The organism is Bradyrhizobium sp. 23AC (genome assembly GCF_054863025.1).
This window is the reverse complement of the sequence record NZ_JAVAYN010000003.1, coordinates 524,331-539,497: the sequence shown is the minus strand read 5'-3', so window position 1 is coordinate 539,497 and position 15,167 is coordinate 524,331. Positions and strand designations below refer to the sequence as shown.

Annotated in this window: 14 protein-coding genes; 12 read left to right on the top strand and 2 right to left on the bottom strand. The window is 60.0% G+C overall.

Going from position 1 to position 15,167, the window contains the following annotated elements; all coding sequences use genetic code 11:
* Positions 1-9 precede the first annotated feature (9 nt).
* The 6 genes from RAD10_RS10895 (at position 10) to RAD10_RS10870 (ending at position 5,284) form a co-directional block, all read left to right on the top strand.
* Positions 10-882: an SDR family oxidoreductase gene (locus RAD10_RS10895; RefSeq protein ID WP_461617456.1), complete on the top strand. Its 873-nt coding sequence runs from the start codon at positions 10-12 to the stop codon at positions 880-882.
* A complete protein-coding gene (locus tag RAD10_RS10890; protein ID WP_179735392.1) occupies positions 879-1,580 on the top strand; it encodes a glutathione S-transferase family protein in 702 nt (233 codons plus the stop codon). The genes RAD10_RS10895 and RAD10_RS10890 overlap by 4 nt, the downstream gene beginning before the upstream one ends.
* Positions 1,581-1,591: 11 nt before the next feature.
* Complete coding sequence (locus tag RAD10_RS10885) at positions 1,592-2,848, top strand: cytochrome P450 (RefSeq protein WP_461617455.1); 1,257 nt, start codon at positions 1,592-1,594, stop codon at positions 2,846-2,848.
* Between the two features lie 198 nt (positions 2,849-3,046).
* Positions 3,047-3,850 carry a crotonase/enoyl-CoA hydratase family protein gene (locus RAD10_RS10880; RefSeq protein WP_179735396.1) on the top strand — a complete coding sequence of 268 codons (804 nt, stop codon included), beginning with the start codon at positions 3,047-3,049 and terminating at the stop codon, positions 3,848-3,850.
* A 177-nt stretch (positions 3,851-4,027) separates the two neighbouring features.
* Positions 4,028-4,264, top strand: a complete 237-nt coding sequence (locus RAD10_RS10875; RefSeq protein ID WP_179735398.1) for a hypothetical protein — start codon at positions 4,028-4,030, stop codon at positions 4,262-4,264.
* A gap of 447 nt (positions 4,265-4,711) precedes the next feature.
* The gene (locus tag RAD10_RS10870; protein WP_461617510.1) at positions 4,712-5,284 is read left to right on the top strand and encodes a TetR/AcrR family transcriptional regulator; all 573 of its coding nucleotides are present in this window, start codon (positions 4,712-4,714) and stop codon (positions 5,282-5,284) included.
* 51 nt (positions 5,285-5,335) lie between these two features.
* Here RAD10_RS10870 and gcvA read toward each other — a convergent pair whose 3' ends face one another.
* Positions 5,336-6,229 carry a transcriptional regulator GcvA gene (gene gcvA / locus RAD10_RS10865; protein WP_461617454.1) on the bottom strand — a complete coding sequence of 298 codons (894 nt, stop codon included), beginning with the start codon at positions 6,227-6,229 and terminating at the stop codon, positions 5,336-5,338.
* Between the two features lie 107 nt (positions 6,230-6,336).
* Between gcvA and RAD10_RS10860 the strand changes: the two genes are divergently transcribed.
* The 6 genes from RAD10_RS10860 to RAD10_RS10835 all read left to right on the top strand — a co-directional run bounded on the left by RAD10_RS10860 (position 6,337) and on the right by RAD10_RS10835 (position 13,552).
* A complete protein-coding gene (locus RAD10_RS10860) occupies positions 6,337-7,497 on the top strand; it encodes an acyl-CoA dehydrogenase family protein (RefSeq protein WP_461617453.1) in 1,161 nt (386 codons plus the stop codon).
* Complete coding sequence (locus RAD10_RS10855) at positions 7,451-9,595, top strand: acetate--CoA ligase family protein (RefSeq protein ID WP_461617452.1); 2,145 nt, start codon at positions 7,451-7,453, stop codon at positions 9,593-9,595. The genes RAD10_RS10860 and RAD10_RS10855 overlap by 47 nt, the downstream gene beginning before the upstream one ends.
* Entirely contained in the window at positions 9,588-9,956 is a 369-nt protein-coding gene (locus tag RAD10_RS10850) for a hypothetical protein (RefSeq protein WP_461617451.1), read from the top strand. The genes RAD10_RS10855 and RAD10_RS10850 overlap by 8 nt, the downstream gene beginning before the upstream one ends.
* The gene (locus tag RAD10_RS10845; RefSeq protein WP_461617450.1) at positions 9,953-10,795 is read left to right on the top strand and encodes an alpha/beta fold hydrolase; all 843 of its coding nucleotides are present in this window, start codon (positions 9,953-9,955) and stop codon (positions 10,793-10,795) included. Before RAD10_RS10850 ends, RAD10_RS10845 begins: the two co-directional genes overlap by 4 nt.
* A gap of 34 nt (positions 10,796-10,829) precedes the next feature.
* Positions 10,830-12,044, top strand: coding sequence for an ABC transporter substrate-binding protein (locus tag RAD10_RS10840; RefSeq protein WP_461617449.1), 1,215 nt, complete (start codon positions 10,830-10,832; stop codon positions 12,042-12,044).
* 68 nt (positions 12,045-12,112) lie between these two features.
* Complete coding sequence (locus RAD10_RS10835; protein ID WP_461617448.1) at positions 12,113-13,552, top strand: NAD-dependent succinate-semialdehyde dehydrogenase; 1,440 nt, start codon at positions 12,113-12,115, stop codon at positions 13,550-13,552.
* Positions 13,553-13,726: 174 nt separating this feature from the next.
* Here the strand turns inward: RAD10_RS10835 and RAD10_RS10830 are convergent, their stop codons facing one another.
* Positions 13,727-14,962: an ABC transporter substrate-binding protein gene (locus tag RAD10_RS10830; RefSeq protein WP_461617447.1), complete on the bottom strand. Its 1,236-nt coding sequence runs from the start codon at positions 14,960-14,962 to the stop codon at positions 13,727-13,729.
* Between the last annotated feature and the right edge of the window lie 205 nt (positions 14,963-15,167).

Genomic DNA, 15,167 nt, shown 5'->3' with positions numbered 1-15,167 from the left:
AGTAGCAGGATGGATTTGGAGGGGACTCGAGCGGTCGTCACGGGCGGCGCATCCGGCATAGGACGCGCCCTGGCTGAGGAACTCCTGACGCGCGGTGCCACGGTGATGATCGCCGATATCGACGGCGCTCGCGCGCGTGCGGTCGCTGCGGAGCTCGGTCGAGCGGTCCTGTCCGGCCAGTGCGACGTCGCCGACCATCAGTCGGCCGAGCTCCTGGCAGAGGTCGCCGAGCGTGATCTTGGACCTATCGACATGGTTTTCGCCAATGCCGGAGTGAGCCTCTCCGGACCGCTCCTTCAGGCCAAGCCCGAGGAGTTCGATTGGATCTTCGGCGTCAATGTCCGCGGTGTGTGGAGTACTGTAGCAGCCTTCGCGCGCCGGATGACCGCTGCGGGACGAGCTGGGCGTTTTTGTATCACCGCGTCGGAACATGCACTCGGTCTGCAGCACACTGGCGCCGGCTTCTATACTGCCAGCAAGCATGCAGTCCTGGGTTTGGCGGAGGTGCTCCGCGCCGAGTTGCCGCTGACGTTGAAGATGAGCGTCCTCTGCCCGGGCCTGGTCGCAACCGAGATCCACCTTTCACGCCGCCACAGCGGGCTGCCCCAGCCTGATCCGGCTCAATTGGCCGTCGGTGAGGCCGTCGTCCGTCGCGGCATGCCGGCGTGCGCCGTGGCCGTCGCAGCCGTAAACGGCGTCATCCGCGGCGATTTCCTTATTGTCACTCATCCGGTTTCCTTTCCCGCTGCGGAAGCGCGGGGCCAGGAGGTGGCGGCCGCCTTCGCGGCCCAAGCGCCTTGGGTCGAGGGAGCAGAGCGATACGACGTCAAAAGAGTTTTGGCTGCGGTGCTCGCCGAGGCGCGCCAGGGAGGGTCGAGATGATCACGCTCTATCAGTTTGCCACTTCGCCTTTCACAGAGAAGGTTCGCCGCGCTCTGAATTACAAAAGGCTCCCCTTCAATGTCCACGAGGTGGACCGCGCGGCTGTGGCCGGCGGCAAGTACATCCATGTCAGCGTCAGCGGAAAGTTTCCCGCGATTGAGCATGATGGACAGGCTGTGCTGGATTCCACAGACATCCTCGAATATCTCGACCGCACTTTTCCCGAGCGTCCGGTCCTGCCTACTGATCCCCGCGAACGGGCACTGGCTCATGTGATCGAGGATTGGGCGGACGAGAGCCTCTATTTCTACGAAATGACCATGCGGCTAGCCTGGCCACACAATCTGGAGGCGGCGCTCGACGAATTTGCGCAGAGCATGCCGGGGATTCCGCGCGACCAGCTCAAGAGCCGAATCCTTGAAGGGGTAGGTGCCCTCACTCGCGCTCAAGGCGTGGGCCGCAAGCCGCGTGAGCAGGTGGTGGCCGACGCCGCGCGGCACTTCAAGGCGCTCGACGGCCTTCTAGAGGGACGCGACTGGCTGGTGGGCGATCGCGTCTCGTCAGCGGATCTTGCGGTCATCGCTCAGGCGAATGCGCTGCTCTATGCCGAGGAGTGCCGCACAGCTCTCGACAGCACGCACAACGTTCGGCCCTGGCTTGCCCGGGTTGACGTCATTGCGCCGAAAACCAGCCCATAGGGAGGAGTCTGATGTCCATCGCCCCCGACACCAATCTTGCCGATATTGATCTGATCCCAGGCCGGCGCGGCCCACCCTACGATCTTTTTACGGCCTGGCGGCGCGCGGATCCCGTTCATTGGAATCCGGCCCCCGATCGGGCTGCCTACCGCGTTGTCCTGCCGGGCGCGGACCTGCATGAAGGCTTTTGGGTCCTGACCAGATATCAAGATGTCTTCGAGGTCTCACGCGACCAGTCCTTGTTCTCGTCCCACACCGGAGGTCCGATCATCTGGGATTTCGTAGACCCGGTGCGCTTGGCTCAGCAGCAGGCGGGGCTGATGGGTATGCCGCCGGAACTTCATGCCAAGGTCAAACGCCTCGTTCTGCCGCCCTTTGCCAACCAAGCGTTGGCCGAATTCGAGCCCGATGTGGCCCGCGCGGCGCGGGAGATAGTGGATGCTGTCGCTTCGCAGGGGACATGCGAGTTCGTCTTTGATGTGGCCTCACGGCTGCCCGTGTACACCTTCTGCACATTGATGGGCATCCCGGAAGAGGACCGCGAGCAGATATTCCGATTGGGCAACGCCGCCGCGGACGTCGAGGCCGAGAAGCCCGTCGGCGAGGATCCTGTCCCGCAACTGTTTGCCTTTTCGGCGAAGTTGGCTGAGGAGAAGCGGCGCAATCCCGACCGCTCGATGATGAGCGCTTACGTCAATGGAGAGGTCGATGGCGAAAAGCTCACAGATGAGCAGATCGCCATGTTCTTCGTGACTATGTCAATCGCCGGGCACGAGACGACCCGCGGGACGGCTGCGCACTTTGTGCGACTGATGAATGAGCATCCAGAACAATATGCCCTTCTGCGTAGTGATCCGGACCAGTATCTGCCGAATGCCATCGAGGAGGTGCTGCGCTTTGCGCCACCGGTGATCCAGTTCCGCCGCACGGCGACCGCCGACGCTGCAGTCGGTGGGCAACCGATCGCGGCCGGCCAAAAGCTCTACCTCTCTTACCCGGCGGCGAACCGGGACCCTGAGGTATTCGTCGATCCGGACCGGTTCGACATCACGCGCAAGAACGCCGCCAAGCACTTGTCCTTCGGCACCGGCCCGCATGTTTGCATCGGCGCCCGGCTCGCCCGGACGCAGCTGAAGCTGCTTCTGAAGGAAGTAGTGGCGAGAATTCCTGATATCCGGCCCATGGGCGAGCCTCGATTTCTGCGCTCGATCTGGTTCAACGCCATCGTCAACATGCCGGTGGCCTTCACACCCGAGGGGCGCGCGTGACGACGCAGCACCACGGAATTCGACGTCGTCGCTGGTGTCGGCGCGGGGCCTTTCGATGGTTTCTTCGACAGCACGCCTGCGTAACAGGTGCGGGTACGACGCATGCGAAACATCCTTCGAACTCGCTTCCGATGCGCAGCATCAAACGGATCACGCTAGACATCACCAGCAGCTGACGAGCGTCGGAGATATCGACACATGGCACAAAGGGTTACCGTCCAGATCACAGATGGTATCGCGAGCGTAAAGCTGACGCGAGCCGACAAGATGAACGCACTCGATACGGAGATGACAAAAGCGCTTGTCAATGCCGGTGAGGGCCTCAAGTCTGAGCGCGGTTTGCGGGCCGTTGTGCTGTCCGGCGAAGGACGTGCCTTCTGTGCCGGCCTCGATATGGACCAGATGGGGAGCATGGCGTCGGGCGAGCGTACGATCGCCCGATCTCTCGTGGAGTCGGCCCGTACTCCAGCGGGCGCCAATCCGCCGCAGCAAGTTGCCATGGTGTGGCGCGAGGTGCCTGTCCCCGTAATCGCGGCGGTCCACGGCGTCGCCTTCGGCGGAGGCCTGCAACTCGCGCTCGGAGCCGACGTTCGCATCGTCGCGCCTGACGCGCGTCTGTCCGTGCTGGAGATCAAGTGGGGCCTGGTTCCTGATATGGCGGGCATGGCACTGATGCGCCATCTCGTGAGAGATGACCTCGCGCGCATCCTGACCTTTACGGGACGAGTCCTATCGGGAGGGGAAGCAGTCGAGACGGGATTGGCTACTCAGGTCAGTGACGATCCTCAATCCGCGGCCATGGCTTTGGCGCGCGAAATCGCAGCCAAGAGTCCCGACGCGATCCGTGCGGCGAAACGGCTGCTCAACATGGCGCTTTACGCCGAAGATGTCGCTGTCCTGCGCGCGGAAAGCGAGGAGCAGGCGAGCTTGATCGGCTCGCCAAACCAGATCGAAGCGGTGACGAGTAATCTACAAAAGCGCTTGGCGACGTTCGTAGACTGATTTCTCGGCAACAAATTTGCTAGATGCATCCCGGCGCGCACGGCGCCTCGGTGCATTCGTGGAGTTTCGAATGCACGAATGTTTCGAAGATGTGTCTGGAGAACAGATTTCCGCGAACCAAAACGCGGCGCTAAGGTGCCTACGCTGACCGGTGTGCAAGCTTCGGAGAGCACTTCATTGTTCAAGTTCATCAGAGACATGCTTCGTGGGTCCGCGGATCGCAAGTCGTCTTCCGGATTTGATATCTACGAGGCACGCGTACAGAAAACGGGCCGCTCGCGCTGGGAATGGTTCCTATATGACGGCGCGGGGCATCTGGTCATGCAGGGAATTGAAAGACGCCGGTCGGCGGCCATTTACGCGAAGAATCGAGCGCTCTTTCTGCTCCTTTCCAACCGGCGCATTTCCAGATAGCACGACCAGAGAGGCGATCGGCTTGAGGCGTGTGGTTGTGGAACAGGCGGATTGCGATCGCCGTCACGCTGCAGCGGTCAAGGCCTGTTGCCAGATATCCAGCATTCGAGACGATCGTTGAGCCTCAGACCCCATCCGCGAGTATTGCATTTGTGATGTTTGCCATCCAGATCTGAATCAAGATGGCGATCCCAAGCGCCTTGATCTACAGCTTCTACCAGGGTGTGTGATGCCGGTTCGGATTATATCTCCCTTCCGACGGAAATCATCTCCTCCCGACACTTGGACCGGCTTTCGTGTTAGAATGCCGGTCTTCTTTTTTTGGAGAGTGTTCGGAATAAGCCTATTGGAAAAAAAGCTCTCATGCGGAGGCCTTTACCTCGACGGTTACCACGAGCGAATACTCAAGAGCAGTCGGCTCGATACCGCTGGCCTCCTTCCTGAGAGATTTCAAGCCGCCATGGAAGTGATCATCCGATCGAGATCTGCGAGGCTGCGGCCCGCATGTTCACGCGCTACGGCGTGAAGCGGACGGGCATGAATGACATTGCACTGGAAGCCGGAGTTGCGCGGCAGACGCTGTACAACATTTTCTCCAACAAGGATGCGGTGCTGTTCGCGACGATCCGCCTCTTCATGCATCGAGCGCTCAAGGAGACCGAGCGTGAACTGGAAGGATGCAATGACTTGCGCAAGCAGCTCGGCATCGTCTTCGAGCATGTGGCGCGGCGCCCCTATGCAATGCTTCACGCCTCACCCCATGCTGCGGAAATCATAGACGGCATGAGCGCCGAAAGTCGAAAGGTGATCGCCGAGTGCTACGAGGAGTACCGTTCCATCATCGAGAAGCTGCTGGCACCGAAAAAAGGGAATATCCGCGCGTCTGGAATGACCGTCCACCAGCTTACCGACGCTATCTTGAACTTCGCGATTGCCGCCAAGCATGAGGCGCGCGATCAAGCTCACCTCGATGAATTGCTCCGAAGCCTGACTGCCATGACCCTCCGCTGCGCAACTTGAAGCGGCAGATCAGCTTGGCGGCGTGCCCGATTGTTTCTGCCCTGCGCAAGCCTACGGCTGCTCGGAAAGGAAATCCGCGACCTGACCCTTCAGCCAGTGGACAAAGCTTCGCGCCTTTCGGCCGAGCAGGCGGTTCTTGGGCCAGGCCAGATAGTGAGCCATCGGACGCTCGAGGGGGGCGTCGAACAATGGGATCAGGGCGCCATCTTGGATTTCGTTCCGCAGTAGTAATAATTGTCCCATCGCCACTCCGACGCCCTCGACGGCAGCCTGATAGGTCAGGACCGAACTCTGAAAACTGATGCCGGGATCGGCAAGGAGATCCGGCCGCTTGATTGCCATAAGCCAATCGGGCCAATCTGTGCGGCGATAATGGGAATGAAGCAATTGTACCTTGCGGAGATCGCCAGGCTCCACCAACCGCGTACGCTTCAGGAGTTTTGGACTGCACACCGGCTGGATCACATCCTTGAATAGCAACCTCGTTTCGACCCCCGGCCAGCCTCCGGCACCGAACTGAACCGCAAGATCGATCTTGTCCTTCTCGAAATCGACCGGAGCGACAGCATTGCTGATGTCCAGCTTGATCTGCGGGTAGCTTACGTAAAATGACGAGAGTCTTGGAATTAGCCACTTGGCGGCAAATGTCGTGTAGACCCGGATCCTCAAGGGCTGAGCCTTCCGCGTCGCCGTCAAGCCCGCCGTAGCTTGAGCGATGATCTGGAAGGCTGGCGCGACCTGCCGTTGATACTCTTCGCCCTCAGAGGTCAGGCGCAATAACTGCTTGTCTCGCTCGAACAGGCGAACGCCGAGAAATGTCTCCAAGGTGGAGATCTGCCGGCTCACTGCCGGTTGCGTGACGCGCAACTCTTCCGCGGCCCGAGTAAAACTGAGATGGCGGGCCGCTACGTCGAATACGTGCAACGGATTGAGCGGGGGGATCATTTGTCCGCTATCATTACTTAATGTAATGCAGTCATAACTGATTGATAGTTGTAGGTCAAAGGCTGGGCTGAGAAACAGGCTCCATCCCCGGGCAGGTCACCCTACACATGAATTTTGAGCTTAACGAAGAACAGCAGGCGTTCGCAGAGTCAGTCCGTCGGTTCGCCGAGTCCAATTTGAAGGCCGGAGTCTTGGATCGCGCCCACGATCCACATTTCCCGCGTGAGGTCGCGCGTTTGCTCGGAAAGCAGGGCCTGATGGGCATTTCCTTCGATCCGGAGGATGGCGGCCAGGGCGGCACGCTATTCGATTGCGTGATCGCGATCGAGCAGGTGGCATCGGTCTGTCCACGCAGCGCCGACGTGGTGCAGGCCGGCAATTTCGGCCCGATCCGGACTTTTGTGGAGTATGCTTCTGCGGAACAGAAGAGCCGCTGGCTGCCAGATTTGCTCAAAGGTAACATCTGCATCAGTCTCGGCATGAGCGAGCCTGATGCCGGCTCAGCCGTCACTGAACTAAAGACCACTGCGACGCTGGATGGGGACGATTACGTCATCAATGGCAGCAAAGTATTCGGCACCCATAGCCCTGACGCGGCCATCTATCTCGTTTACGTCCGCTTCGGTAGCGGCGTAAACGGCATCGGCTCGATCATCGTCGAGCGGGATACGCCGGGCTTCACCGTCGGCAAGCCGTCTTCCTTCATGAGCGGTGAGCAGTGGAGTCAACTCTATTTTGAAAACTGCCGTATTCCCAAGCGCAACGTGCTGCTTGGGGTCGGCGGTTTCAAGAAGCAGATCGCCGGTTTCAATGTGGAGCGGCTTGGCAACTCTGCGCGATCGCTCGCGCTTGGCCGTTACGCCTTCAATCTCGCGCGAGAGCATGCGTCGGTTCGCAAGCAATTCGGCCGTCAGCTCTGCGAGTTCCAGGGGCTGCAATGGAAGTTTGCCGAAATGGCGTTGAAGCTCGAATCTGCTCAGATGCTGCTCTATCGCGCGGCAAACGTCACCGAAGGATTGCCATCAGCGTATCAAACCGCCATTGCCAAGCTCGCCTGCAATGAAGCAGGCTTTCAGGTCGCCAACGAGGCCGTGCAGATCATGGGCGGCCTCGGCTACAGTCAGGAATCGCTTGCGGAATATTGCATGCGCCGCACCCGCGGCTGGATGATCGCCGGTGGATCGACGGAAATATTGAAGAATAGAATCGCGGAAGCGGTGTTTGACCGCCGTTTCGATCAGCGCGGGCAGGTGGAACGTGCGAGTTGACACCAACACCGGACCTGCACTTGCGCAGGCGCTCCTGGCGCCTCGCAGCATTGCTCTGATCGGAGCGTCGGACGATGTCTCGAAGACGTCAGCCCGTCCTTTGCAGTATCTGCGGCGAGCCGGTTATGAAGGCGCCGTTTACCCGATTAATCCGCGCCGCGATACCGTTCTGGGCGAACGGGCTTGGTCGTCCCTCGCCGATGTGCCCTCGGTACCGGATCATGCGTTCATCTTGACGCCGACAGAGGACGCCGTCGAGGTCGCAGCGGAATGTGCGCGTGTCGGCGTTCGCGTAGCAACCATTCTGGCGTCGGGCTTCTCCGAAGGCGGCGAGCAGGGCCAGAAGCTTGTCGTGCGGCTGCAAAGGCTCTGTGCCGATACTGGCCTGCGCATCCTCGGGCCCTCGAGCCTCGGCGCGATCAATCTGCACCACAAGACCATCATCACTGCTAATGCGGCGTTCGCAGAGCCGGATCTGCCGCGCGGCGGTATGTTCGTGGCGTCCCACAGCGGTAGTCTGCTCGGCGGTCTGATATCACGCGGGAAGGCGCGCAACATCGGCTTCGCGGGTCTCGTCTCGGTCGGGAACGAGATCGACCTGAGCCTCGGCGAAATCTGTTCGGCGACACTCGATGATCCCGCCATCAGTGGATACGTGCTATTTCTCGAGAGCATCCGTCATGCCCAGGATCTAAGGCGTTTTGCACTTGATGCCGCCGCGCGCGGCAAGCCGATCGTCACCTATAAGCTTGGGCGTTCGGCCGCGGCCGCCGAACTTGCTCTCTCTCACACCGGCGCACTTGCGGGAGAGGATGACGTCGCCGACGCCTTCCTCGCCGATTGCGGCATTGCGCGGGTATTCAACTTCGAGACTTTATTGGAAGCACTGCCGCTTTTACAGCGTTTGCCGGCGCGTCCGACGGTCTCACGCAGCGCGCGCGTCGGCGTAGTGACCACGACGGGTGGTGGTGCGGCCATGGTGGTCGACGAGCTGTCGATGAAAGGGATCGACGTCGTCAAGCCCAGTGACGCAACCTTTAGCCGCTTAGGCATGGCCGGCGTCAAGGCCAACCATGAGCGCATCACGGACCTTACTCTAGCCGGTACGCGCTACGACGTGATGAAGGCCGCGCTCGAAACCATGCTATCGGCCCCGGAATTTGATGCAGTCATCGCGGTGATCGGCTCGTCGGCCCGCTTTCAGCCGGAGCTCGCCGTCAAGCCGGTCATCGACAGTGCGTCTTCGAGCAAGCCGCTTGTTGCGTTCCTGGTCCCTGAGGCCCCTCAAGCCCTGAACATGCTGGCGGACGCTGGAGTGCCCAACTTCCGCACACCTGAATCCTGCGCCGATGCGGTGAGCGCGGCGTTGCTACGCCGTCAGCCGACCGCGCTTGCAAACCCGCCGTCGATCGCTCACACTTCGACGAAGCAGCTCGATGAAATGGCGGCTTATGCGCTCCTGGGGAGGTTTGGAGTGCCCCATGCTCCGGCAGCTGCCGTCGATGTCGACACGGCGCTACCCATCGCGCTCCCCTTCGAATATCCAGTCGCCGTTAAGCTGTTGTCCGCGGACATCGCGCACAAGACGGAAGTGGGGGGGGTCGTCCTGAATGTTGGAAGCGAAGCCGAACTCAGGGCGGCGATGCACAAGATCGCCAAGAGCGTGAAGACGCGGCATCCTGAGGTCGCAGTACGGCAGGTGCTTGTGCAACCGATGACATCGGGACTTGGCGAGATGTTGCTCGGGTACCGTGTTGATCCCGAGGCCGGTCCCATAGTCCTACTGGCGGCAGGCGGCATCTACACTGAGATCTATCGTGACCGCAGTATCAGGCTGGCACCGGTCGATCTCGATACCGCACGCGACATGATATCGGAACTATCGATCAGCCGGATTTTTCAAGGGTTCCGCAACAAACCTCCCGGCGATATAGATGCGTTGGCGCAGGCCGTCGTTGCGATGTCGCAGCTTGCCGCCGACGAGAGCGTGGTCGTGGTGGATGCCGAAATCAATCCGCTGATCGTCAAACAGGCGGGCGAGGGCGTGATGGCTGTAGACGCGTTGGTCGCGCTTGCCCACGGGAGGACACATGATTGAAGACCTGAAAAACAAGGTCAATGCTGACGAGAACCTCGTCAGGCGAGGGCGTTTCCTGTCGACCACCTTTCTGCTTGAGGTCGGTCCGACCGCGTGGCTGATTGCGATCGGGGAGGGCAAGGTCGTTTCAATCGTTCGTGGCCCATTCGTGATGCCTTCCTGGACCTTCGCGTTACGCGCCCCGGAGGAGGAGTGGGCCAAGTTCTGGAGCGCGAGGCCGCAGCCAGGATCTCACGATTTGATGGCGTTGATCAAGCGCCGTACCCTGAAGGCAGAAGGCAACTTGCAAGTCTTCATGGCCAATCTGCGTTACTTCAAGGAAGCGCTGGTCAAGCTGCGCGCGTCGGGAGAGGCAGCATGACAGCAGGTTTCGAGGCCACCATCGGCCGCTATTTGCATCTCGAGCTATTTGGCCGCGAGCATCGCCTTTATATCGAAGAGGCGGGCCAGGGCACGCCGTTGCTGTGCCTTCACACCGCCGGCGCCGACGGCCGTCAGTATCGCGCGCTGATGAATGATGAGCAGGTGACGGCCAAGCATCGCGTGATAGCCTTCGATATGCCTTGGCATGGCAAGTCCTCGCCGCCGGTAGGCTGGCAGAACGAAGAGTATCAGCTCACTTCGGCACAATATGCCGAAATGATCCTCTCCGTTGCCGATGCCCTCGAACTCGACAAGCCCATCGTGATGGGATGCTCGATCGGAGGACGCATCGTGCTGCATCTCGCGCTGGACCATCCCGAGCGCTTCCGGGCGATCATCGGCTTGCAGGCGGGTGCCCATGTAGACCCCTATTACGACCTGAATTTTCTGCATCGTCCCGACGTGCACGGGGGCGAGGTCTGCGCTGCCATCGTATCCGGCCTTGTCGGTCCAGATGCGCCGGAGGGCGATCGTTGGGAGACGCTGTGGCACTACATGCAGGGCGGACCAGGCGTGTTCAAGGGTGACCTCTTCTTCTACAAACTCGATGGCGATATTCGCGATCGCGTCGCGCAGATCGATACGTCGAAGTGCCCGTTGTTTCTGCTGTCCGGCGAATACGACTATTCCTGTACGCCCGAGGAAACGCTCGCCGTTGCGAAAAGCGTCAAAGGCAGCAGCGTGACTATCATGAAGGGCCTTGGGCACTTTCCGATGAGCGAGGACCCCGACGCGTTCATCAAATATCTGCTGCCGGTCCTCGGCGCCGTGAAGTAGTTCAATTCAACGCAAATTCAACAGGGAGAACACTGTGAAGGCGAAGACGTTGCTCGTAACCTTGGCGGCCCTATCGCTTGTCTCGTCGGCATCGGCCGAGATTGCCAAGGGCACGGTTAAGATCGGTGTGCTGACTGATATGTCGGGGCCCTATGCCGATAACGTCGGCGCAGGCTCGGTGCTGGCCGCCAGAATGGCGATAGAGGATTACGGCGGCAAGGTCGCCGGTATGCCGGTGGAGATCATTTCGGCGGATCACCAAAACAAAGCCGATGTGGGCCTCGGAATTGCGCGCCGCTGGTACGACACCGAGGGCGTCGATGCGATCACCGAAGTGGTATCGTCAGGCGTAGCGCTCGCCGTCCAGCAACTGTCTCGCGAGAAAGACAAAGTGCTGCTCGCCACCGGTCCTGGGACGCCCGAGTTGACTGGCAAGGCCTGTTCGCCGAACGGAGTGCACTGGGCGTACGACAACTACGCGTTGGCGAACGTCGCGACAGCGCCGCTGGTGCAGAAGGGGCTGAAGAGCTGGTTTTTCCTCACGGCCGACTACAGCTTCGGTCAGGCGCTCGAGGCAGAAGCCTCCAAGGTCGTGCTCGCCAATGGCGGCACTGTTCTGGGCTCTGCCAAACACCCGATCAATTCGTCCGACTTCTCGTCCTATCTCCTGCAGGCACAGGCTTCAAAGGCCCAGGTCGTCGGGCTCGCTAACGCGGGTGCTGACATGATGAATGCTCTGAAGCAAGCCAACGAGTTCGGCCTCACGACGGCTGGCCAGAGCATTGCTGCTTTGCTGGTGAACCTGCCTGACATTCACGCGCTGGGCCTTCCCAGTGCCAAGGGACTGATCTTCGCCGACAGCTTCTATTGGGACATGAACGACAAGACCCGCGAATGGAGTAAGCGATTCATGGCTCGCTTCAATGGGAAGGCTCCCGGCAGTCTCCAGGCCGCGGTCTATGGAGCAGTCACTCACTATCTGAAAGCCATCGACGCGGCCAAGAGCGAATCGGGGGCCGCGCTGGTGGCAGAGATGAAGAAGCTCCCAATCAACGACTTCTACACTGTCAATGCTTCGATCCGTGAGGACGGCCGCGTAATCCGCGACATGTACCTCCTGCAGGTCAAGCAACCCAACGAGTCCAAATATCCGTGGGACTATTACAAGATCCTGGACACCGTTTCCGGAGAAAAGGCATTCCGTCCGATCAAGGACGGCCATTGTCCCCTGGTCAGCGCGTCGAAGTAATGTGCGGCGCGCGTCGGCGATCTGCGGGCGCTGCCGGGCCCGCGTCGTCCTGAACTGGCAGATACGAGATGGTTGACTATCCAGCGCTTAAACTTTTCATCGACGGTCATTGGCGTGACGGCGAAGGTCGCGCCGCAGAAACAGTGTTGAATCCTGCGACGGGCTTGGGGCTCGGGGATCTGCCGCACGCAAGCGCGGCCGATCTCGAAGAGGTGTTGGCGAGCTCGGCGCGTGGGCATGACACGTGGAGCAGGATGCCTGCAATCGATCGCAGTCGTATCCTGCAGCGCGCCGCCGTGCTGATCCAGGAGCGATCTGACCAGATCGCCGGTCTGATCACGTTGGAATTGGGAAAGCCGATCGCGGAATCTCGCGTCGAGGTCGAGACGGCTGCGGGCATGTTCGTGTGGAACGCGGAGGAGGGACGCCGCGCCTACGGACGGGTGATCCCCTCGCGCAATCGCGCCATCCAGCAGATCGCGATCCGCGAGCCTCTAGGGCCGATTGCGGCTTTCGCCCCCTGGAATGCGCCCGCAATTACGCCCGCGCGGAAGATCTCCAGCGCGCTCGCCGCGGGCTGCTCAGTCATCATCAAGCCGGCCGAAGAGACACCTGCAACGGCCCTTGCGATCGCTGCCGCACTGAAGGACGCCGGCCTTCCGGCGGGCGTTCTCAACGTTGTTTTCGGTGCTCCCCGGCTGATTTCGCAGGCGTTATTGGAGTCGCCGGTCACGCGGGGTGTGACGTTCACGGGCTCCACTCAGGTCGGACAGCAAGTCGGGGCGTTGGCTGTGCAGACCATGAAGAGGATGACTTTAGAGCTCGGAGGGCATGCGCCCGTCCTGATTTTCGGCGACGTCGATCCCGAACTCGCTGCCGTCGCCGCCGCAACAGCGAAATTCCGCAACTCCGGCCAAGTGTGCACGTCGCCGACTCGGTTCTTCGTGCATGAAACGATCCACGACCGCTTCGCAGCGAAGTTGTCCGAACTCGCCGAAGCTATCGTGGTTGGCGATGGCCTGAACCCGCGAACCAAGATGGGGCCGCTGGCGCATGTGCGTCGCATCGAGAGCATGGAACGTTTCGTCGAAGATGCGCACGCTCGCGGCATCGCCGTGTCCGCCGGCGGTCGCCGCTGCGGAGATCGAGGCTTCTTCTATCGTCCCACGGTCCTCTCGAATGTCGATGATGATTGCATGGCGTCGAACGTTGAGCCGTTCGGTCCGCTCGCGGCCACTGCGCCATTCCAGACCATTGAGGACGCAATACGCCTCGCCAATCGACTTCCGTTCGGGCTCGCGTCCTACGTAATGACGCATGATATGCGGAATGCAGCAACTGCCTGCGAAGCGATCCAGAGCGGCAACGTCATCGTGAATCACTGGCAGGCATCGCTGCCCGAAACTCCATTTGGAGGCTACAAGGACAGCGGCATCGGGGTCGAAGGTGGCATAGAAGGCCTGCAGGAGTTTCAGACTATCAAATATGTGAGCCAGTTCGCCGCCTAAAGCGCGATGTCGCGCTTTAGGTTTCGTTTGCGCATGAACTCTCCGGAAAACCGCTTCGCGTTTCCGGATCCTGCTTTAAAGTTGGTAGGGGCCGATGGATGCTTGCGGAAGCGGAGAATGCGGGTGACGCACTCCGCGAGCCTGGAGGCTCACTAACGCGGTCGCCACCTTCCATCAATCCCCTTTTGTACTACCGACCGCACCGTCGATCAGCCCATCCATAAATTTCCACCTCTGGCCATCGAACTTCATCAGCTGCATCTGTTCGATCGGGAAGAAGTCATCGGGACCAGTGGTGACGGTGATGCCATCAAGGAGCATCTCGATCTTGAGCTGCTTGAGGCTGCTCGCCTGCTTCATGACGTTCTCGCGGGTAAGATTATCACCGCATCGCCGCAGAACCTCGACCATCAACTCCGCAGAAGCATATCCGTAGACCGCCGTGTTGTTGGATTTGTCGACTTGTGGCAGATACTTGTCCAAGAAGGCATGATATCGCAGGACGTCCGGGTGAGTCTTCATGTCGGGATCTGTCGGATCTTTCAGATAACCTGCCGAGATGATCCCAATCGAGTTCTCAAATCCGGCCGGTTGGAGAACAGTCCCAATCGAGCTTGAGGTGCTGCTCAGGTAAAACACGGGCTTCCAGCGTAGCTCGGCGATCTTGCGGATCGCTTGTGCTGCGGCCTTTTGTATGCCCCAGTAGACGAAAATATCGGCCCCCGCGTCTCTCAACCTTGCGATTTGCGAGTCGATCGTCGGGTCTGTCACCTCAAACGACGCATCAGCAATTATCATGCTGGCTTTGTCGCCCAGTCCGTCTCGCAGCCCTTTGACTTGGTCTCGTCCAGTGTCGTCGTTCTGCCACAGCACGGCGATCTTGGCGTTTGGATGGTTCTGAAGAATGTCTTTCGCATAAATGCGACCTTCGCTCTGGTAGTTCGGCTGAAATCCCATCGTCCAGGGGAAGTGCTTTGGATCGCCCCATCGTGTGGTGCCAGTAGCAACGAAGAGCTGTGGAATCTTCTTGGAATTAAGATATTTCTGTATCGCCAGATTTGACGGGCCTCCCAACGGCGAAAAGATCGACAAAACTTCATCGTTCTCAATGAGCTTGCGTGCCTGTTCGACCGCTTTCGGCGGGCTGTAGGCGTCATCATACGAATTGAAAACGAGCTTGCGTCCGTTGATACCGCCTTCGTCGTTGACCTTCTGGAAATAGGCGGCCTGCGTCCGGCCAATCAGCGAGTAGGACGAAGCAGGTCCGCTGTACGGCATGATGTTGCCCACTTTGATCTCGGTGTCAGTTGCACCGGGGTCATATTTCTTTTGGGCGAACGCTTCAGGCGCACAACAAGCGATGGCCCAGGTCAACGCTATGCAGGCGGTTGTGAGCGATTTGGACTGCATATTTCCTCCGTTGTCGTTTCTGTCTTTTGGTGACGATGCTGTCGAAACTGCGCAACGTGGATGTCGTCGGCAAGGAGGTTGGCTCTGGAGGCGGCAAACGATCACACATGTGATATCTGGTCTCACGCATCATCAGCCCCGATCGGTAAGCTATGCTTGCGCATCCGGGCCGCCTGGCATCCATGAGCTTTCGGCATCTCATTTC

Excerpts from the sequence above, each read along its gene's own strand:
- RAD10_RS10830 (WP_461617447.1), bottom strand. The coding sequence starts at position 14,962 with ATGCAGTCCAAATCGCTCACAACCGCCTGCATAGCGTTGACCTGGGCC.
- RAD10_RS10895 (WP_461617456.1), top strand. The coding sequence starts at position 10 with ATGGATTTGGAGGGGACTCGAGCGGTCGTCACGGGCGGCGCATCCGGC.
- RAD10_RS10880 (WP_179735396.1), top strand. The coding sequence starts at position 3,047 with ATGGCACAAAGGGTTACCGTCCAGATCACAGATGGTATCGCGAGCGTA.
- RAD10_RS10845 (WP_461617450.1), top strand. The coding sequence starts at position 9,953 with ATGACAGCAGGTTTCGAGGCCACCATCGGCCGCTATTTGCATCTCGAG.
- gcvA (WP_461617454.1), bottom strand. The coding sequence starts at position 6,229 with ATGATCCCCCCGCTCAATCCGTTGCACGTATTCGACGTAGCGGCCCGC.
- RAD10_RS10860 (WP_461617453.1), top strand. The coding sequence starts at position 6,337 with ATGAATTTTGAGCTTAACGAAGAACAGCAGGCGTTCGCAGAGTCAGTC.
- RAD10_RS10835 (WP_461617448.1), top strand. The coding sequence starts at position 12,113 with ATGGTTGACTATCCAGCGCTTAAACTTTTCATCGACGGTCATTGGCGT.
- RAD10_RS10885 (WP_461617455.1), top strand. The coding sequence starts at position 1,592 with ATGTCCATCGCCCCCGACACCAATCTTGCCGATATTGATCTGATCCCA.
- RAD10_RS10850 (WP_461617451.1), top strand. The coding sequence starts at position 9,588 with ATGATTGAAGACCTGAAAAACAAGGTCAATGCTGACGAGAACCTCGTC.
- RAD10_RS10890 (WP_179735392.1), top strand. The coding sequence starts at position 879 with ATGATCACGCTCTATCAGTTTGCCACTTCGCCTTTCACAGAGAAGGTT.